The organism is Sphingomonas sp. (assembly GCF_965248875.1).
GTDB lineage: Bacteria > Pseudomonadota > Alphaproteobacteria > Sphingomonadales > Sphingomonadaceae > Sphingomonas.
Genome location: NZ_CBDFKR010000007.1, coordinates 138,379 through 157,143 on the forward strand (window position 1 = coordinate 138,379; position 18,765 = coordinate 157,143).

The window sequence follows — 18,765 nt, forward strand, 5'->3', positions numbered from 1 at the left end:
AACAGACGGGCAACGCCAGCGGAAGTAGAGGCTAAGTAGAGGCTCGTGCGTCGCGTTACTGCCTGCCGCCCCCCGGGCCGCGGGCTGCCGCGATCAGCGGAAGTAGAGGCTAAGTAGAGGCTGAAGCATCGCCAGCCGGCGCGTCCCCATCCTCCTCCTCGCCGTCCTTTGCGTCGCCCTCTTCCTCATCACCGAACAGGTCGCCGTCGTCCAGCAGAGCGTCCTCATCCTCCTCCGCCGCGGCCGCTTCCAGCCGGGCGCGCTCCTTTTCCGCCTGGACCCGACAGCTATAGCCGCTGTGCGGGTCACCTGGCGGGGGCACGGGCACATCGGCATCGAGGCCGAGCATGTAATCCTGCCGGTCTTCGCGTTGCTGGCGCAACGTCCGCTTGCGCGTGGCGCGCCGGCTGACGGCAGGGTGGGTGTCGGCCACCCGGCGGTGCTTGTAAGGCTGGCGGTCGCTCGGCTGGAACGACTCGTCATAGTCCTGCAGGATACGGGCGTTCTCGATCATGTCGTCGAGCCGTTCTGGCGTCGCCATCAGCTGCGGCGCCGGGGGCGTCACCGGTGCAAGCGACGTGACGACGACGGGCAACGGCACGGGCGGCGGCGGCGGCGGCTCGTCGGCGCGGCGCACATCCTGATGGGCATGGCGAAAGCGTTCGGGAAAATAGGCGCGCAGGATGAACATCGCCATGCGCGTGTTGTAGCGGCGCTTCGCGCCGGTACGGATGCCGTCACAGTCGAACACCGGCACCTCCTCGCCCTCGATCGCGTGTTCGAAGGCAATGTCGAGGACGCGCTCGGCGGCGTGGATCAGCACCTCGCGCCAGGCACGAGCAAATCCTTCGCCGCCGGGCGCGGTACGCAGCGCATAGGCGCTGCCGACCGACATACCCACCGCCTCGCAGGCGCGTTCGACGACGCCGGTGCGGGCGAGTTCCTCGATGAAGCGCTGCTGCACCTCCGGTGTCCAGCCGTCGCGGCGCGCGCGTCGCGGCACGGGACGCCATTCGAACTCGGCCGGATCGAAGCCGTTGGCGTCGAGGGTGCCGCCGAGGGTGGCAGGGGCGCGGCCGTCCATCGGGACGGGCGCGCGGTTGCGGTGATCATGGTTCGCCATCGGACAGCGTAGGGCACAGACGGACGCTTGTAGGACAGCGAAAAGCGCGAGCGCCGGAACGAGCCGCGCCGCGTTCGCCTTGCCCCGGACGCCGGGCGCGCCCATCTAAACCGCTTCATGTCCCTTCCCGATCTTCCGCCGCCGCTCGCCGAGGCGCTCGCCGCGCGTGGCTATGACACGCTCACCCCCGTCCAGACCGCGGTGCTCACGCCCGAGGCCGCGGGGCGCGACCTGATCGTCTCCGCGCGCACCGGGTCGGGCAAGACAGTGGCGTTCGGGCTAGGTTTCGCCGCGCAGCTGCTGGACGGCGACGCGCTGCCGCCGGCCGCGACGCCGCTCGCGCTGATCGTCGCGCCGACGCGCGAGCTGGCGCTGCAGGTCAGCCGCGAGCTGCATTGGCTCTACGCCCCGGCGCGGGCGCGAATCGCGACCTGTGTCGGTGGCATGGACGCGGCCAAGGAGCGGCGTGCGCTGGGCGGCGGCGCGCATATCGTCGTCGGCACGCCGGGGCGGCTGCGCGACCATCTGGAGCGTGGCAGCCTGGACCTGTCGGGCTTGCGCGTCGTCGTGCTCGACGAGGCGGACGAGATGCTCGATATGGGCTTCCGCGAGGATCTGGAAGAGATCCTGGACGCGACGCCCGCCCAACGGCGGACGCTGCTGTTCTCCGCCACCATGCCGCGGCCGATCGTGGCGTTGGCGAAGCGCTATCAACGCGACGGGCTGCGGCTGTCGACGTTGGATGAGGAGCGCGGGCATGGCGACATCACCTATCAGGCGGCCGCGGTCTCGCCTGCGGACATCGAGCATGCCGCGATCAACCTGCTGCGCCTGCACGAGGCGGAGACGGCGATGCTGTTCTGCGCGACCCGCGACAATGTCCGCCACCTCCATGCCAGCCTGATCGAGCGCGGCTTTGCGGCGGTGGCGCTGTCGGGCGAGCACAGTCAGAGCGAGCGCAACGCCGCGTTGCAGGCGTTGCGCGACGGCCGCGCCCGTGTCTGCGTCGCGACCGACGTCGCGGCGCGGGGCATCGACCTGCCGTCGCTCAGCCTCGTCGTCCATGTCGAGCTGCCGCGCGACGCGGAGACGCTGCAGCACCGGTCGGGACGGACGGGGCGCGCGGGCAACAAGGGCACGGCGGTGCTGATCGTCCCCTATCCGCGGCGGCGGCGGGTAGAGATGATGCTGAAGTCGGCGCGGATCGCCGCCGAATGGGTGGGCGTGCCGACCCCCGACGACATCCGCGCGCGCGACCGCGAGCGGCTGCTGGAGCGCCTCCTCGCGCCGGTCGAGATCGACGAGGAGGACCGCGCGCTGGGCGAGCGGCTGTTGGCCGAGAAGTCCCCGGCGGAGTTGGCGGCGCTGCTGATCCGCGCGCATCGCGGCGCGCTGCCCGATCCCGAGGAGCTGATCGAGGCTACGCCACGGGGCGGCCGGGCCGCAGGCGGGGCGGGCACGGATGGTGAGGCGCACCACCGGCCCGGTTTCGACGACACCGTCTGGTTCCGCATGGACATCGGCCGGCGGCAGCGCGCCGAGGCGCGCTGGGTTCTGCCGCTGCTCTGCCGCCGCGGTCACGTCACCCGCAACGAGGTCGGCGCGATCCGCGTCGGCGCGGGCGAGACCTGGTTCCAGGTGCCCCAGGGCGTCGCGGGCAAGTTCGCCGCCGCCGTGGCGCGCACCGCCAAGGCGGGCGGCGAGGACGAGAGCGGCATCCGCATCGAGCGCGCGCCGGCCGGGATGAGCCCGCCAGCGCCCCCGCGTGGCGGCATGTCACGACGTCCCCAGGATCGGTGAGCAGCGTCCATATCCTCGTCGACGCCGACGCCTGTCCGGTCAAGGATGAGATTTACCGCGTCGCGCTGCGCCGGTCGGTGGCGGTGACGATCGTCAGCAACAGCCGTCTGCACGTCCCCGACCACGCGCTGATCGCCCGGACCGTGGTCGGCGATGCGTTCGACGCCGCCGACGACTGGATCGCCGAACGGACCGATGCCGGGACGCTGGTCGTCACCGCCGACATCCTGCTCGCCGACCGCTGCCTCAAAGCGGGCGGGACGGTGCTGTCGCCGACCGGCAAGCCCTTCACCACCAGCTCGATCGGCGCCGCGATCGCGACCCGCGCGATCATGGCCGACCTGCGGGCGGGCGGGGACCAGTTGGGCGGCCCCGCGCCTTTCGCGAAGCAGGATCGCTCGCGCTTCCTGCAGGCGCTGGACACCGCGCTCGTCCGGCTGGCGCGGGAAGGCCGATAGCCGCTGACGGCGCGCCTTTCGATTTGTCTGGCCTGCCGCGTCGGGCTAGGCCGGATCGAACGAGCGCGGATGGCCTGCCTTTGACCGCTGACCGCATCGACGGCTGGAAGGAGATCGGCCGCCATTTCGGCCGCGACCGCTCGACGGTGATCCGCTGGGCGGCCGAGCGCGGGCTGCCGGTCCATGCCATTCCGGGCGGCAAGACGCGCACCGTCTATGCGTTCCGCGGCGAGCTGGACCACTGGGCGCAGCGGCTGGACGAGGCCATCGCGCCCTTGGCGCTGCCCGAAACCGTGGCCGTTCCGGACGGGCGGCAGGCCCGGCGGCGGCGCGGCGCGATCGTCGCCGCAGCGGCGGTGATGGCGGCGCTGGCCGGCGCGGCGGCCTGGCTGGCGCTGTTCCGCGCGCCCGCGGACGCCCGCGACGCGCTGCCGCAAGACCCCCGGGTAGCGGCGATTTTCGTCGCCGGGCGCGACGATTGGGCGCGCCGTACGCCCGCCAGCCTCGCCGCGTCGGTCACCCTCCTGCAGCGGGTCACGACGCTCGACCCCGGCTTCGCGCCGGCGTTCGCCGATCTCGCCGACGCGTATCTGCTTCAGCGGGAAGTGGGGTCGCTCGCCGATGCAGACGGCTTTTCGCGTGCCGGGCGTGCGGCGGCACGCGCCGAGGCGCTGGCGCCCGGGCTGCCCGCCGCCGACCGGGCGCTCGGCTTCATCGCCTATTGGCGCGACAGCGACCGCGTGCGGGCAGGGCGGATGTTCGCGGGCGCGCTGGCGCGCGACCCGGCGGATGCGCAGACGCATTTCTGGTTCGCGAACATTCTGGCCGACAATGGCCAGGACGCCGCCGCGATGCAGGCCTTCGACCGGGCGAGGCTGCTCGACCCGGGGTCGCGCGATATCGCGGCGGACCTTGCCTGGGCGAACTGGTCGGCAGGCCGGGACCAGACCGCCCTTGCTCAGCTGGACGCGGTGGTGGCCGCCGACCCGGCCAATGTCGAGGCGCGCGACTGCCGCAGCATCGTGCGGCTGGCGGGCGGAGACTATACCGGCTATCTCGCCGACCGCGAGGCCTGGGCGGCGCTGCGCGCGACCCCGGCGCTGGCGGCAGATGTCGCGCAGCAGCGCGCGGCCTGGGCACGCGGGGGCGCGCCGGCGCTGCTTGCGGCCTTGATCACGCATGCGCGCACCACGCCGGATCAGGCGCAGCTTGCCTTCGTCGCGGGGCTGGCGGCGGACCGGGAGACCGTAGCCACGACGCTGAGCGCGGCGGCGCGGCGGGGCGAGCAGTGGGGCGAGGCCGGCTACTTCCGCCGGATCGCCCTGCGGTGGAGAACCGATCCGGTCATTACGGCTGCCCTGCGCACGCTCCGGCCGCCCCCGCTGGGCTGAGGCATCGCCGCTTTAGCGCATTGCGACGCTTTGCGACGGATTGCGACTAGCACTGTCAGCCCCGGTCCGGTCACATCCGGCTGACCGCAGGAGTGAGACGATGGCAATCTGCCCCTATGCACAATTTGCGCAACACCGCGGCGGCGCCGCCGCCGCCTTTCCCGAAGGCGCGCCGTTCGGGATCACGCTGCATCGCACCCGGACGGGGTGGGGCCAAGCGCAGAAGTTCGTCACCTCGGGCAAATACCCGCACTTCATGGTCGGCACGGAGCCGTCGAGCGGGGTCCGCACCGCCGGCGGCACCACACCCTGGGGCGGGCTGATCCAATATGAGGACACCGCCTATCAGACCGCGCACCATCGCGGCGAGAATGCCAAATATATCGGCATCGAGTTCCAGTCCGCCGATGCCGAGGATTACAATGCGGTGCCGCTGTCGAACTATCAGCTTGCGATCGGCAACCTCTTGGTCGGCTGGATCTGCGACACGCATGGGATCGCGCGCAAGGGGCCGCCCTCGGTCAAGCAGGTCAACAAGATGGAGCGCAACGTCCACGGCATCATCAGTCATGCCGATATCCAGAAGGGCTGGAACCCGGGCGCGAAATCGAACCATGGCGACCGGCTGTCGGCGAGCGACTTCGCCGCGCTCGGGATCGCGCCCTGGAGCTGAGCTCTCCCCGGCGGGGGGCAGGGGAGCGGAGCGGGCGCGGCCGGGGTGACGCGCCCGCTCCTTGACGGTACGTGACGCGGCCATGTCCGACGATCGCCGCGCCGCCGCCCTTTCCTCCAAGGCCTGGCCGTTCGAGGAGGCGCGCAAGCTGCTGGCGCGGTATCCCGACGGCAAGCCCGCCCAGGACGGCAAGCCCGCGCCGATCCTGTTCGAGACCGGTTACGGCCCGTCGGGGCTGCCGCATATCGGCACGTTTCAGGAGGTGCTGCGCACGACGATGGTGCGCCATGCCTTTGCCGCACTGAGCGACCAGCCGACGCAACTGCTGGCGTTCAGCGACGACATGGACGGGCTGCGCAAGGTGCCTGACAATGTGCCCAACCAGGCGATGCTTGCCGCGCATCTGGGCAAGCCGCTGACCGCCATTCCCGATCCGTTCGGCACGCACGACAGCTTCGCCGCGCACAACAACGCGCGGCTGCGGGCGTTCCTCGACCAGTTCGGATTCGACTACCAGTTCGCCTCTTCGACCGACTATTATGCGAGCGGCCGGTTCGACGGCGCGCTGAAGGGCGTGCTGCGCCACTATGATGCGATCATGGCGGTGATGCTGCCGACGCTGGGGGTGGAGCGGCGCGCGACCTATTCGCCGGTGCTGCCGATCAGCCCGGCGACCGGGGCCGTGCTGCAGGTGCCGGTCGCGGTGGTCGACGCCGAGGCGGGGACGATCGCCTTTACCGACAGCGACGGCGCGCGGGTCGAACAGTCGGTGCTGGGCGGCCGCGCCAAACTGCAGTGGAAGCCCGATTGGGGGATGCGCTGGGCGGCACTGGGCGTCGATTACGAGATGCACGGCAAGGACCTGATCGATTCCGCGCAGCTGGGCGGGCGCATCTGCCAAATCCTGGGCGGGCGGAAGCCCGAGACGCTGGTCTATGAGCTGTTTCTCGATGAGCGCGGCGAGAAGATTTCCAAGTCGAAGGGCAACGGCCTGTCGATCGAGCAATGGCTGGCGATGGGGCCGGAAGAGAGCCTGGCCTATTACATCTATCGCGAGCCCAAGCGCGCCAAGCAGCTCCACCTGGGCGTGATCCCGCGCGCGGTCGACGATTACTGGAAGTCGGTTGCCGACTATGCCGCGCAACCGGTCGAGCAGCGGCTCGGCAACCCCGTCCACCACGTCCATGACGGCGCACCCCCGGCGCAGGTGCCGCCGGTCAGCTTCGGGTTGCTCCTCAACCTGGTCGGCGTGCTGGGCGCCGACGCCAGCGAAGAGCAGGTGCGCGGCTATCTTCGGCGATACCTGCCCGCCGGGCAGGCGGACGATCCGGCGCTGCTGGCGCTGGTCCCGTTTGCGATACGCTATCATGCGGCGGCGGTCGCGCCGACCCTGCACAAGCGCGCGCCCGAGCCGGGTGAGGCGGACGCGCTGCGGTTGCTCGACAAGGGGCTAGCGGCACTCCCCGCCGATGCGGCGGCGGACGATATCCAGACACTAGTCTATGAGACCGGCAAGACGGCATTCGGCAAGGAGGCGCTGCGCGACTGGTTCCGCACCCTCTACGAAACACTGCTCGGATCGAGCCAGGGGCCGCGGATGGGCAGCTTCGTCGCGTTGTACGGCATCGCGAACACCCGCGCGCTGATCGCGGACGCGCTTGCGCGCTGACGCCGCATCGCGACCGCGCTCGCGCGTTAAAACCGGGCTCAGGCGAGCAGCGCCGCGACCTCGTCGAAGCTCGTCGCCACCGCCGCCACGCCGATCGCGCGCAGCCGCTCGCCATGACCGGCGGCGCAGTGGCGGCCCGCGCACAGACCGACGACATAGCCGCCCGACGCCACCGCACCGGTCGCGCCGACCGGCGAGTCCTCGATGATGGCGCACCGTTCGATTGGCACGCCCAGCGCCCGCGCCGCGTACAAATACAGATCGGGCGCAGGCTTGCCGCGGACGACATGCTCCTTGCCACTGAAGATATGGGCAAAGGCGTCGCGCAGCCCGAGGTGCGACAGATGCGCCTCGATCCAGCTGGTCGAACTGGACGACACGATCGCGCGCGGCAGGGCGGCGGGCAGCCCACGCACAAAGGCGGCCGCGCCGGCGACCTCTGCAACGCCCTCGCGCAGCACGCGCTCGTCCTCCTCCAGGCGCGCCGCGGCGAAGGCATCGGGCAACGGCCCGCCGATATGCCGCTCCAGCGCGGCGACAAAGCTCGCGCCGCTCAGCCCCATGAACAGGTCCATCGACTGCTGCGTCGTCGTCGGGTGGCCGTTGGCTGACAGCCAGCCGGCGATCTGTTGGTTGCCCGCCCACTCGCTCTCGATGAGCACGCCGTCGAAATCGAACAGCAGTGCGTCGACCTTCATGCCGTTGGCTCCTCGCGCACACCGAACAGCGCTGAGCCGATGCGGACATGGGTCGCGCCCAGCATGACGGCGGTGTCGTAATCGTCCGACATGCCCATCGACAGCCCGGTCAGGCCGTGATCGCGCGCCAGCTTCGCGAGCAGCGCAAAATAGGGCGCGGGCTTCAGCCCGGCGGGCGGCAGGCACATCAGCCCGGCCAGCGGCAGGCTGGCGGCGCGCGCCTGTGCGATAAGTGCGGGCAGGTCGGCCAACGCGCAGCCGCCCTTCTGCGCCTCCTCGCCGATATTGACCTGCACGAAGCAGGCGGGACGTCGCCCGGCGCGGTCCATCGCCCGCGCCAGCGCCGCGACCAGCGACGGCCGGTCGACGCTGTGAATCGCATCCGCCAGCGCCACCGCCTCATCGGCCTTGTTCGACTGCAGCTGCCCGATCAGGTGCAGCGCCACATCGGGATAGCGGTCGCGCAGCGCGGGCCATTTGGCGGTCGCCTCCTGAACGCGGTTCTCGCCGAACGCGCGCTGGCCGGCGGCGAGCAACGGCTCGATCGCGCCGGCCGGTTGGGTTTTCGAGACGGCGATCAGCGTCACGGCGCCGGGCCTGCGCCCGGCCAGCGCCGCCGCGCGCGCGAGGCGGGTCCGGACGTCGGCGAGCGCGGGAGGGACGGGAGCCATGCGCGCCGCTATAGCCTCGGCGTGTCCGGCGGCTACCCTCTGCACTGGCCGTCGCGGTGGCTGATGACCGACGAGCGGATGGGCGACGGACTGTGGCGAGCGCTGCGGCTGCTGCCGCCGGGAGGCGGGGTGGTGTTCCGCCATTACGCAACGCCGGCGGCCGGGCGGCTGCGGGTGTTCGTGCAGGTACGGCGGCGGGCACGGGCGCGGCGCCAGCTGGTGCTGAGCGCAGGCGGGCTGCTGCCGGGGGCGGATGGGGTGCATGGACCAGTGCAGGGACCAGTGCGGGGACCGGTGTGGCGAGGGCGGCCGGTGAGCTGGGCGGCGCATGACCGGCGGCGGGCGCGGGCCGGGGTGCGAGCGCGCGCGCGGGTGCTGTTCATATCGCCGCTGTTCGCGACGCGGTCGCATCCGGGCGGCAGAGTGTTGACGGCGCGAGAGGCGGCGCGGATCGGGCGCGGGTTGCCGGTGGTGCGGATCGCGCTGGGCGGCATGGACGCGCGGCGGTGGCGACAGGTGCGTCGGCTGGGGTTCGACGGGTGGGCAGGGATCGATGCCTGGTTGAAATAGGGCCGCCGCGGCGGACCACGCCGTGACGTCGAACGGATTCGGCTGCCGCCGCCCCGCCGGCCGTGCTTGCGCATCTGCGATTGGCGGCCGCTAATCACATGCGCGCTGCGCTGGAGCGGGCGAAGGGATTCGAACCCTCGACCCCAACCTTGGCAAGGTTGTGCTCTACCCCTGAGCTACGCCCGCTCTGGCGCCGGGCCCGAGCGACGATGCGCTGCGGGCGGGTGAGGCGCGGCGTCTAGCAGCGACCCTTGTGCCCCGCAAGCCTGTTCGGACCGATGTTGAGTCGCAGGGTTGCCGACTCGATCAAAGGAACATTACAAGAACAGAAATGGCCGACTCAGCGCCCGCTCTCATCGCTCACCTGCGCGGTATCGCCGCCGGACAGGGCAATGCGCCACCCGCGGCGGCGACGGCGTGGATCGCCGACGGGCTGGCGCGGGCGCAGGTACATGAGCTGTTCGCGGCCGACAGCGACGATGCTGCGTCGGTTGCCGGCTTTGCGACCGCGCTGACGCTGGCGGCCAAGGCGATGCCGCTGCTGTGGATCAGGACGGAGGAAGCGCAACGGCGCGGCGGGAGGCTGCATGCGACCGGGCTGCGCGAGCTAGGGCTGGAGCCCGACATGCTGGTGCAGGTGCTGGCGCCCGACGAGGGCGCGCTGCTCCGCGCCGCCGCCGACGCCGCGCGCTGCGGGGGGCTGGGCGCGGTCATGGTGGAGAGCTGGGGCCGGGCACCGGGGCTGGACCTCACCGCCACAAGGCGGCTGCAGCTCGCCGCCGAGGCGTCGGGCGTCACCGTGCTGCTGCTGCGCGTCAACGGGCAGCCGGCGCCGAGCGCGGCGGCGACCCGCTGGGGCGTGGCGGGGCACCCGTCGACGGCGCTGGCGGCCGATGCGCCCGGCCGCCCCGCCTTTCTGATCGAATTGCAACGCCGGCGCGGCGGCCCATCCGGGCAGCGCTGGCGCGTGGAGTGGGACCGTGACACATTATCGTTCGACGCCGAGGCGCTATCTGGCACTGGTCTTTCCGTGGCTGCCGATCGAGCGCCTGCGCGCGACGCGCCCGCACCTCTTCGTGCATGGGGCTGACGCGCCGATCGCCTTTACGGAGACGGCCGGCAACGCGGTGCGGCTGACGGCGGTCGACCTTGCCGCCGCACAGGCCGGGCTGGAGGCCGGGCTGACGCTCGCCGATGCGCAGGCGCGCGTGCCGGCGCTGGCCATCTTCGCGCACGACCAGCATGCCGATCTGGCGTGGCTGGAACGGCTCGCGGACGGGTGCGTGCGCTACACGCCGACGGTGGCGATCGAACCGCCCGACGCCTTGGTGCTCGACATCGCCGGCTGTGTCCATGCCTTTGAAGGCGAACGCTTTCTTGCCGCCGATGTCGAGCGGCGCATGGCGCGGCGCGGCGTGCTGGCGCGGCAGGCGTTCGGCGACACCCCGGCCATCGCGCTGGCGCTCGCGCGGTTCGCCGGTGCGCCCGCGCCCGACGAAAAGGGCGCGGTGCGGCGTCTGCCGGTCGCTGCCCTCGGGCTCGACGAGGAGGCGAGCGCCGCGCTGGCCCGCGCCGGGCTGAAGACGGTCGGCGAGGTCATGGCCCGGCCGCTGTCGGGCATCGCGGCGCGGTTCGGCGAAGCGGCGGTGACCGCGATCCGCAGGCTGGCAGGCGAGGAGGCGGCCCCGGTCAGGGTCCGGGCGGCGGCGCCGCCGGTGTCGGTCGAGCGGCGCTTTGCCGAGCCGATCGCCCGCACCGATTATGCGCTGGAGGTGCTGGCCGAGCTGGCCGCCGATGCAGCGGCCACACTGGCAGAGCGGCATCAGGGCGGCCGCCGCTGGGAGGCGAGGCTGTTCCGGGCCGACGGCCAGATCCAGCGCCTGCGCGTCGAGACCGGCCGGCCCATCCGCGACGTGCCAATGCTGATGCGGCTGTTCCGCGAGCGCATCGACACGCTCGCCGATCCGCTCGATCCGGGGTTCGGTTACGACATGCTGCGCCTGGACGTCGCGCTGGCCGAGCGGCTGGACGCGGCGCAGCTGCGGCTGGAGGGCGGGCGCGTCCGCGGCGATGAGGTCCTGCAGCTGGTCGACCAGCTTTCCACGCGGCTCGGCCGCGCCCGGGTCCGTCGCTTTGCGCCGCGCGACAGTCATCAGCCCGAACAGGCCGAACTGACCCTGCCAGCCGGCGCCGTCGCGCCGCCCGCGGCGTGGCCGGCGCTCGAGTCCGGCGAACCGCCGCTCCGCCCCATCCACCTGTTCGATCCGCCGCAGCCGATCGAGGCGGTGATGGCCGAAGTGCCCGACGGCCCGCCGCACCGCTTCCGCTGGCGGCGGACGCTGTACGAGATCGCGCGTGCCGAAGGCCCGGAGCGGATCGCCGGCGAATGGTGGCGGCATGACGCCGCCGCTGCCGACCGCATGCGCGCCCGCGACTATTACCGCGTCGAGGACCGCCGCGGCCGCCGCTTCTGGATCTTCCGCCACGGCCTGTTCGGCGCGGCCGAAGCGCCGCGCTGGTTCGTCCACGGATTGTTCGCGTGAGCGTTGTCGCCTTTCCGGCTCAGCCGTCCGGCGGAGGAAAGACATACCCGTTACAGACAGCCTTCGCGGAACTGGCGACTGCAACCAGCTACTCGTTTCTGGACGGGACCAGCCAGCCCAAGGCAATGGTCGCGCGCGCCGTCGAGATCGGATTGGCGGGAATCGGGATTGCCGACCGGAACACGGTCGCGGGTGTTGTGCGTGCCTGGATCGCGTTGCGGGAAGCGAAACAAGGGCTGCTCGGCGCAAAACTGCCGCCGCTTGATTTCAAGCTGGCGGTCGGTGCGCGGCTGGTTTTCGCCGACGGCACGCCCGACATCATCGCCTATCCCGCTACCCGGCATGGCTGGGGCAGGCTCACCCGCCTGCTGACGGTTGGCAATCGCCGTGCCAAAAAAGGCGGCTGCCTGCTCGGGTTCGACGATCTGCTCGACCATCTGGACGAACTGCTGCTGATCGTGATGCCGGTCAGCAGCGCACGGCCTGCGACGGCCATGCCGGGTGTCGATGTTCCGCCGCCGCGTGAGGATGCCGGCCTGAATGCGACGCTGCGTCTGCTAGCGCGTCGTGCCCCTGGCGCGGTGTGGCTGGGCGTCGATATGCCGCGCCATGGTTGCGACCGCCGCCGCCTCGTTCGCCTCGCTGCGGTGGCCGATGCCGCAGGCGTTCCGCTGCTCGCCACCAACGACGCGCTGTATGCGACGGCGGACGTGCGCGACCTGCACGATGTCGTCACCTGCATCCGCGAGGGCGTGACCGTGCAGCAGGCAGGACGCCTGCTAGCGGCGAACGGTGACCGCCATCTGAAGGATGCCGCCGAGATGCGGCGTCTGTTCGATCGATGCCCGGACGCGGTAGCGCAAAGTCTGCAGCTGCTGGCGCGCATTCGGTTCGACCTAGCCGAGCTGCGCTATGAATATCCCAATGAGCCGGTGCCGACCGGGTGGGATGCGCACGACTGGCTAGAGTTGCTCGTCAATACAGCGGCACGCGATCGATACGGGCCGGTCATACCAAATCGCGTTGCGCGATCGCTTGAGGAAGAGTTCAGGCTCATTCGCGAGCGTCGCTACGCCAACTATTTCCTAACCGTCCACGATGTCGTCCGCTTTGCCCGTTCGCGCGGCATCTTGTGCCAGGGGCGCGGCTCGGCGGCCAATTCGGTGGTGTGCTACCTGCTCGGCGTCACCTCGGTCGATCCGATGCGCTACGACCTGCTGTTCTCCCGCTTCGTGTCGAGTGAGCGCGACGAGCCGCCCGACATTGACGTCGATTTCGAGCATGAACGCCGCGAAGAGGTGATGCAGTATATCTATGCCCGCTACGGCCGCGATCGCGCGGCGATCGCGGCCACCGTCATCCACTATCGCCCGCGCTCGACGGTGCGCGAGGTTGGCAAGGCGCTGGGCTTCACGGAGGATGTGACGCAGCGGTTGACGAGTACGGTCTGGGGAAGTTTTTCCGACCGGTTCGAGGATCGGCGTTTCGCCGAAACAGGGTTCGATCCTGCCCAGCCGGGACTGGCTCGGCTGGGTGATCTGGTGGGTCGCCTGCTTCAATATCCCCGTCATTTGTCGCAGCATGTCGGCGGCTTCGTGCTGACCCAGAACCGGCTCGACGAGACGGTGCCGATCCACAATGCGGCAATGCCCGACCGCACGTTCATCGAATGGGACAAGGACGATATCGACGCGCTCGGGCTGATGAAGGTCGATATTCTCGCGCTCGGGATGCTGACCTGCATCCGCAAGGCGTTCGATCTGCTGCGCGACGCCGGGCTCGCCGATCCGCAGCTCGACACCATCGCGACCGAGGAGGACGCACAGGTCTATCACATGCTGCAGGACGGCGATTCGATCGGTGTGTTCCAAGTCGAGAGCCGGGCGCAGATCAACATGCTGCCGCGCCTCAAGCCACGCGAGTTCTACGACCTGGTCGTGCAGGTCGCGATCGTCCGCCCCGGGCCGATCGAGGGCGACATGGTGCATCCCTATCTGCGGCGTCGCGCCGGCAAGGAGGTGGCAGAGTTTCCGTCGCCTTCGCCCCCGCACGATCCCAACGAGCTGCGCGATCTGCTCCGCTTCACCTATGGCGTGCCGCTGTTTCAGGAGCAGGCGATGAAGCTCGCCATCGTCGCGGCCGAGTTCACGCCGGACGAGGCCAACCAGCTGCGCAAGGCGATGGCGACCTTTCGCCATGTCGGCGGCATGGAGGATTTCAAGGCGAAGCTGGTCGGCGGGATGGTGCGACGCGGGTACGAAACGGCGTTCGCCGAGCGCTGCTACAGCCAGATCGAGGGCTTCGGGTCCTACGGCTTTCCCGAAAGCCATGCGCTCAGTTTCGCACGGCTGGTCTATGTCTCGTCCTGGCTGAAATGTTTCTACCCGGCGCTGTTCGGCTGCGCGATCCTCAATTCGCAGCCGATGGGCTTCTACGCGCCCGCGCAGCTGGTCGGCGACGCGCGTGAGCATGGCGTCGAGATCAAGCCGATCGACGTCAACGCCAGCGGCTGGGACAATGCGCTGGCGACGGTGACGCCTGGCTGGGCGAACAGGTCGACGCGGCCGCCCAATCCGGTGCGGGGCGGCAAGCAATGGGACCCCGGCGTGCGCCGAGATGGCGCTTTCGGGATTCGGCTCGGCCTGCGCCAGATCGACGGCTTTCGCGAAGAATGGGCCAGGGTGATCGCCGCGCACGCGCCGTTCGCCACGATCGAGGACATCGCGCGCCGCGTGGCGCCGCGGGCGCTGCGGCTGCTGGCCGACGCCGATGCGCTGGGCTCGCTCGGGCACAACCGGCGCGACGGCGGCTGGGAGGTGCGGCGGACGCCGCCCAGCCAGCTGCCGCTATTCGCCGCGACCGATGCCGTCGAGCTTGGCGCGGAGCCCGATGCGCAGCTGCCGGCGATGCCGTTGTCGGAGGAGGTGGTCGCCGATTATCAGACCACGCGGCTGTCGCTAAAGGACCATCCGATGCGCTTCCTGCGCCCGCTGTTCGCGCGCGAAGGCGTGCTGTCGGCCCGTCAGCTGCGCGACGCCCGCGACGGCCGCCGCGCCAAGGTCGCCGGCGTCGTGCTGGTCAGGCAGAGGCCGGGCAAGGGCAATGCCGTCTTCATCACGATCGAGGACGAAACGGGGGTCGCCAACGCGCTGATGTGGGCGCGCGATTTTGAGGCGAACCGACGCGCCGTGATGGCGTCGCGGCTGATCGTGCTGGAGGGCGTGATCCAGCGCAGCGAGGAAGGCGTCATACACCTGATGACGACCGGGGCCTATGACCGCACCGCCGAGCTGCGCCGCCTGTCCGAGGAGTCGCTCGCGCCCGAACTGGCGCGCGCCGACGTGGTGAAGTCGCCGCATTATGCCGCGCGCGATGCCGCCATTTGCCGCGCGCGCGACCTGCCGGTCTCCAGCCAGGCGGTGCCGCTCGCGCCGACCCGCGACCATGATCGCCGCGCCTCCAGGGAATCCGACCAGGCGCCGCGCCCGCACCACCCGCGCGACGTCCGCATCCTGCCCAAATCGCGCGACTTCCACTGATCCGCTACGGCCTTGGCGAGCGCGTCCCGCTGCCCCACATAGGGGCGACACCGACAGGAGCCCGTCTTGGCCAGCACGCTTGGAATGACCGCCGATCAGAAGACCGCCGTGGAAGCGTTCCGCCGCGACGTCGTCGAGCCGTCGATGACCAGCCTCGTCATTATCGACTTCTGGGCGGAATGGTGCGGACCGTGCAAGGCGCTGACGCCGGTGCTGGAGAAGGTCGCCGCCGCCTATGCCGACAAGGGCGTGGTGCTGGCCAAGGTCGATACCGACAAGAACCAGTTCATCGCTCAGCAATTCCAGATCAAGTCGATCCCGACCGTCTATGCGATGTTTCAGGGGCAGCTCGCCGCCGATTTGACCCCCTATCGCACCGAATCGCAGCTGCGCGCGGCGCTGGACCAGCTGCTTAAGCAGCTGCCGATCGAAAGCGACGCGACTGCGGCCGAAGCCGAACTGGCGCCGTTGATCGCGATGGGCGAGCAGGTGTTGGCCGAGGGCGATGCCGAGCGCGCCGCCGGTATCTTCCACCAGCTTGTCGAGATCGCCCCCGATCACCCGGAGGTCGCTTCCGGCATGGCGCGCGCGCTGTTGGCGACAGGTGACGCCGCAGGCGCACAGGCCGTGCTTGATGCGCTCCCCGAGGAGGCGGCCAAGACGCCGGAGGTGGAACGCGCCCGCGCCGCGCTGGCCCTGGCGCAGTCCGCACCCCCGGTCGACGACCTCGCGCCGCTGGTCGCCGCCGTCAACGCCGCGCCCGACGACCTGCAGGCGCGCTTCGATCTCGCCAATGCGCAGATGGCAGCGGGCGACCGCGACGCGGCGGCGGACGGCTTCCTCCACATTGTCCAGGCGGACAAGGCGTGGAACGAGGGCGCCGCGCGTGCACAGCTGGTGAAGCTGTTCGAGGTGGTCGGGCTAATGGACCCATGGGTCGCGCAGCAGCGGCGGCGGCTGTCGGCGGCGCTGTTCGGATGACCGAGGCGCCCCGGACGGTCGGCGCGACGACGCGGCTGTCGATCTTCCCCCTGCCCGGCGCGCTGCTGTTCCCCGGCATGCACCTGCCGCTGCACGTCTTCGAGCCGCGCTACCGGGCGCTGGTCGGCGACGCGATGGTGCGCGACCGGCGGATCGGGATGATCCAGCCGCGTCCGGTGTCGGTCAGGGACACGGGCCAGGACAACCGAGGGCCGCCGCTGTTCGACCTCGGCTGCGTCGGCAAGATCGCCGAGGTCGAAGCGCTCGACGACGGGCGCTACAATTTGATCCTGCAGGGCGTGGCGCTGTTCCGCCTGGTCCGCGAGCTGGATGTCGCGACCGCGTTCCGCCAGGTAGAAGCCGAGCTGCTGCCGGTCGCGGCCGACGAGGCGCTGTCGCTCGGCCGCCGGGCGTCGCTGGAGCAGGAATCGCGCCGCTTCGCCGAGGCGCAGGGCTATGCGGTCGACTGGGATCAGGTCGGGCGGCTCGACGACGAGAATCTGGTCAACGGCATCGCCCAGATCGCCCCGTTCGACGCCGCTGCCAAACAGGCGCTGCTGGAAGCGCCCGATCTGGAAGCGCGCGCCGAACTCATCATCCAGCTCCTCCATTTCTTCGGTCGCCATGATGGGGACGACCGGGTGACGTTGCAGTGATCGCGGGAGCAGGGGGGCTCGATCCTTGGCTGCTCGCCAAGCTCGTCTGCCCCATCACCCGTCAGCCGCTCCGCTATGATCCGGCGGCGGCGGAGCTGATCTCCGACGCCGCCGGGCTCGCCTATCCGGTTTGCGACGGGACGCCGGTGATGCTGGTAGAAGCTGCGCGCCGATTGTGAGCGGCCGCGATCTGACCGGGCGGTGGGACGGGATCTTCAGCTATCCGCGGCTGCTGCCGCCCAACGGCTTCGCAGCGACGCTGGCAGAGTGTGACGGCACGCTGACGGGTGAGGTCGAGGAGCGGAGCGATGACGCCGGCGACCCTGGCGCGGCCATCGCCGCGCTGATCGACGGCGAACGGATCGGGAGCACCGTCCGCTTCACCAAGCGGTATGACGCCGCCAACCGCGCCCACTATGCCGTCGGTTATGCCGGCACGCTTGCCGATGACGGTGACGAGATCACCGGCGAATGGACGATTCCCGGCCTGTGGTCCGGCAGCTTCATCATGATCCGCACGCCCGGTCCCTATGCCGTGGTCGAGCGCGAGGCGGCTGAAACGGTGCGTTAGCACTGGCAGGCGCCAAAGCGCTCGATCGCCGCGCGACCGAAGGTTTCGGCTTCCCGCCGTTCGGGGCGGACCGCGGGCAGGCCCACCCACCGGGTCCGCGCCGCCCCGAAAACCTCGTCGATATGCGCAGCCGCTCGGTCAGACCGGAACACCTTGCAGCAGCTTGGGCAGCGCGCCCGATTCGCCGCGGGCTTCGGCCATGAAGCGATTTTTGAGCGGCGGGATCGCGTTCACCGCGGCGATGCCGAAGCGGCGGACGGCGCTCGCGGTGCGGCCGGGAATGCCGAACAGGCGGGTCAGGCTGTCGGTCGCAAAGGCGACGGCGAAGGTGTCGAGCCCGCGCCAGCGCTCATAGCGGACAAGCAACTGTGCGTCGCCAAGGTCGAGACCCAGCCGCTTGCCCTCGACCAGCACCTCCGTCAGCGCAGCGACGTCGCGAAAGCCGAGATTGAGCCCCTGCCCCGCGATCGGGTGGATACCGTGGGCCGCATCGCCGACCAGCGCCAGCCGCTCGGCGGTGACGCGCGCGGCGTGATGGAAGCCGAGCGGATAGGTCGCGCGAGACGACGCGCCCGACAGGCGGCCGAGCAGCCCGCCCATCCGCTTCTCCGCCTCGTGCAGAAAGGCGCGGTCGGAGAGCTTGAGCATCGCCGGGCCGGCGTCCGCATCGACCGTCCAGACGATCGCCGAGCGGTGCCCGTCAGCATCGTCGAGCAGCGGCAGCAGCGCAAACGGACCGGCGGGGTAGAAGATCTCGAACGCCACCTGGCCGTGCGGGCGTTCGTGATGGAACGCGCCGACGATCGCGGCGTGGTCGTAGCGCCAGCGTGCGACGCGGATGCCCGCCGCCTCGCGTGTGGGCGAGTTGCGCCCCTCGGCGGCGATCAGCAGCGGGGCGCGGACGGTGGTGCCGTCGGTCAGCGTGGCGGTGACGCCGCCGGCCGTGCGCGCGACCGCCGTGGCGCGGGTCTTCATCCTGAGCGTCAATCCGGGCGCAGCACTCGCCGCCTCATGGAACGAGCGGCGGAGCACGCAGTTCTCGTACATCGTTCCCAGTGCGCCGTCGCTGGCATCGGGGACGAAGTCGAGCGCACCGGCGCGCAGCCCGTCGCTGACCCGGATTGCGTTGATCGGGCAGCCCAGCCCCTGCAGCCGGTCGCCCAGCCCGATCGCGTCGAGCATGCGGCCGCTGGCGCTCGCCACGGCGGAGGCGCGGCCGTCGAACCCGGGCGCGAGCGTCACCGCCGGGTCCGCCGGATCGACGACGCAGGCGGTCAGGCCATGTCTGACCAGCGCCAACGCGAGGGTCGCCCCGACCAGGCCGCCGCCCAGGATGATGACGTCGCTGTCCATGTCGACCGCTCTACCCGGCGGCGGCGGATGCGCCAACCCGGCCGTCTTGACGTCACGATCGCCACGCGC

At 70.8% G+C, this 18,765-nt stretch carries 17 protein-coding genes and 1 tRNA gene; 13 read left to right on the plus strand and 5 right to left on the minus strand.

The window, feature by feature from the left end; genetic code table 11:
- Nucleotides 1-109: 109 nt before the first annotated feature.
- The gene (locus tag ACP2AD_RS05445; RefSeq protein WP_425229065.1) at nucleotides 110-1,123 is read right to left on the minus strand and encodes a hypothetical protein; all 1,014 of its coding nucleotides are present in this window, start codon (nucleotides 1,121-1,123) and stop codon (nucleotides 110-112) included.
- A 117-nt stretch (nucleotides 1,124-1,240) separates the two neighbouring features.
- On the opposite strand from ACP2AD_RS05445, the gene ACP2AD_RS05450 reads away from it, so the two are divergent.
- The 5 genes from ACP2AD_RS05450 to ACP2AD_RS05470 all read left to right on the plus strand — a co-directional run bounded on the left by ACP2AD_RS05450 (nucleotide 1,241) and on the right by ACP2AD_RS05470 (nucleotide 7,114).
- The gene (locus ACP2AD_RS05450) at nucleotides 1,241-2,923 is read left to right on the plus strand and encodes a DEAD/DEAH box helicase (protein ID WP_425229066.1); all 1,683 of its coding nucleotides are present in this window, start codon (nucleotides 1,241-1,243) and stop codon (nucleotides 2,921-2,923) included.
- On the plus strand, nucleotides 2,920-3,381 hold the full coding sequence (locus ACP2AD_RS05455) for a YaiI/YqxD family protein (RefSeq protein ID WP_425229067.1): 462 nt from the start codon (nucleotides 2,920-2,922) through the stop codon (nucleotides 3,379-3,381). Before ACP2AD_RS05450 ends, ACP2AD_RS05455 begins: the two co-directional genes overlap by 4 nt.
- 80 nt (nucleotides 3,382-3,461) lie before the next feature.
- Complete coding sequence (locus ACP2AD_RS05460) at nucleotides 3,462-4,772, plus strand: tetratricopeptide repeat protein (RefSeq protein ID WP_425229068.1); 1,311 nt, start codon at nucleotides 3,462-3,464, stop codon at nucleotides 4,770-4,772.
- Nucleotides 4,773-4,872: 100 nt separating this feature from the next.
- The gene (locus ACP2AD_RS05465; protein WP_425229069.1) at nucleotides 4,873-5,445 is read left to right on the plus strand and encodes a hypothetical protein; all 573 of its coding nucleotides are present in this window, start codon (nucleotides 4,873-4,875) and stop codon (nucleotides 5,443-5,445) included.
- Nucleotides 5,446-5,527: 82 nt separating this feature from the next.
- The gene (locus tag ACP2AD_RS05470) at nucleotides 5,528-7,114 is read left to right on the plus strand and encodes a lysine--tRNA ligase (protein ID WP_425229070.1); all 1,587 of its coding nucleotides are present in this window, start codon (nucleotides 5,528-5,530) and stop codon (nucleotides 7,112-7,114) included.
- Nucleotides 7,115-7,152: 38 nt separating this feature from the next.
- On the opposite strand, the gene ACP2AD_RS05475 is transcribed toward ACP2AD_RS05470, so the two are convergent.
- Together ACP2AD_RS05475 and ACP2AD_RS05480 are read right to left on the minus strand one after the other, a co-directional pair.
- A complete protein-coding gene (locus ACP2AD_RS05475) occupies nucleotides 7,153-7,812 on the minus strand; it encodes an HAD family hydrolase (RefSeq protein WP_425229071.1) in 660 nt (219 codons plus the stop codon).
- Nucleotides 7,809-8,483 (minus strand): YggS family pyridoxal phosphate-dependent enzyme, encoded by a 675-nt coding sequence (locus ACP2AD_RS05480; RefSeq protein ID WP_425229072.1) that lies wholly within the window; start codon nucleotides 8,481-8,483, stop codon nucleotides 7,809-7,811. The genes ACP2AD_RS05475 and ACP2AD_RS05480 overlap by 4 nt, the downstream gene beginning before the upstream one ends.
- Before the next feature lie 21 nt (nucleotides 8,484-8,504).
- On the opposite strand from ACP2AD_RS05480, the gene ACP2AD_RS05485 reads away from it, so the two are divergent.
- Nucleotides 8,505-9,053 carry a thiamine phosphate synthase gene (locus ACP2AD_RS05485; RefSeq protein ID WP_425229073.1) on the plus strand — a complete coding sequence of 183 codons (549 nt, stop codon included), beginning with the start codon at nucleotides 8,505-8,507 and terminating at the stop codon, nucleotides 9,051-9,053.
- Nucleotides 9,054-9,164: 111 nt separating this feature from the next.
- Here the strand turns inward: ACP2AD_RS05485 and ACP2AD_RS05490 are convergent.
- Nucleotides 9,165-9,239, minus strand: a tRNA-Gly gene (locus ACP2AD_RS05490).
- 145 nt (nucleotides 9,240-9,384) lie between these two features.
- On the opposite strand from ACP2AD_RS05490, the gene ACP2AD_RS05495 reads away from it, so the two are divergent.
- The 7 genes from ACP2AD_RS05495 (at nucleotide 9,385) to ACP2AD_RS05525 (ending at nucleotide 17,343) form a co-directional block, all read left to right on the plus strand.
- The gene (locus ACP2AD_RS05495) at nucleotides 9,385-10,143 is read left to right on the plus strand and encodes an ImuA family protein (RefSeq protein ID WP_425229074.1); all 759 of its coding nucleotides are present in this window, start codon (nucleotides 9,385-9,387) and stop codon (nucleotides 10,141-10,143) included.
- A complete protein-coding gene (locus tag ACP2AD_RS05500; RefSeq protein ID WP_425229075.1) occupies nucleotides 10,034-11,596 on the plus strand; it encodes a Y-family DNA polymerase in 1,563 nt (520 codons plus the stop codon). Before ACP2AD_RS05495 ends, ACP2AD_RS05500 begins: the two co-directional genes overlap by 110 nt.
- Nucleotides 11,593-15,135, plus strand: a complete 3,543-nt coding sequence (locus tag ACP2AD_RS05505) for an error-prone DNA polymerase (protein ID WP_425229076.1) — start codon at nucleotides 11,593-11,595, stop codon at nucleotides 15,133-15,135. The genes ACP2AD_RS05500 and ACP2AD_RS05505 overlap by 4 nt, the downstream gene beginning before the upstream one ends.
- Before the next feature lie 84 nt (nucleotides 15,136-15,219).
- Nucleotides 15,220-16,116 (plus strand): tetratricopeptide repeat protein, encoded by an 897-nt coding sequence (locus ACP2AD_RS05510; RefSeq protein ID WP_425229225.1) that lies wholly within the window; start codon nucleotides 15,220-15,222, stop codon nucleotides 16,114-16,116.
- Nucleotides 16,113-16,772: an LON peptidase substrate-binding domain-containing protein gene (locus tag ACP2AD_RS05515; protein WP_425229077.1), complete on the plus strand. Its 660-nt coding sequence runs from the start codon at nucleotides 16,113-16,115 to the stop codon at nucleotides 16,770-16,772. The genes ACP2AD_RS05510 and ACP2AD_RS05515 overlap by 4 nt, the downstream gene beginning before the upstream one ends.
- Nucleotides 16,769-16,951, plus strand: a complete 183-nt coding sequence (locus tag ACP2AD_RS05520; RefSeq protein WP_425229078.1) for a Trm112 family protein — start codon at nucleotides 16,769-16,771, stop codon at nucleotides 16,949-16,951. Before ACP2AD_RS05515 ends, ACP2AD_RS05520 begins: the two co-directional genes overlap by 4 nt.
- Entirely contained in the window at nucleotides 16,948-17,343 is a 396-nt protein-coding gene (locus ACP2AD_RS05525; RefSeq protein WP_425229079.1) for a hypothetical protein, read from the plus strand. The genes ACP2AD_RS05520 and ACP2AD_RS05525 overlap by 4 nt, the downstream gene beginning before the upstream one ends.
- Before the next feature lie 138 nt (nucleotides 17,344-17,481).
- Here ACP2AD_RS05525 and ACP2AD_RS05530 read toward each other — a convergent pair whose 3' ends face one another.
- Nucleotides 17,482-18,696, minus strand: coding sequence for a UbiH/UbiF/VisC/COQ6 family ubiquinone biosynthesis hydroxylase (locus tag ACP2AD_RS05530; protein ID WP_425229080.1), 1,215 nt, complete (start codon nucleotides 18,694-18,696; stop codon nucleotides 17,482-17,484).
- Between the last annotated feature and the right edge of the window lie 69 nt (nucleotides 18,697-18,765).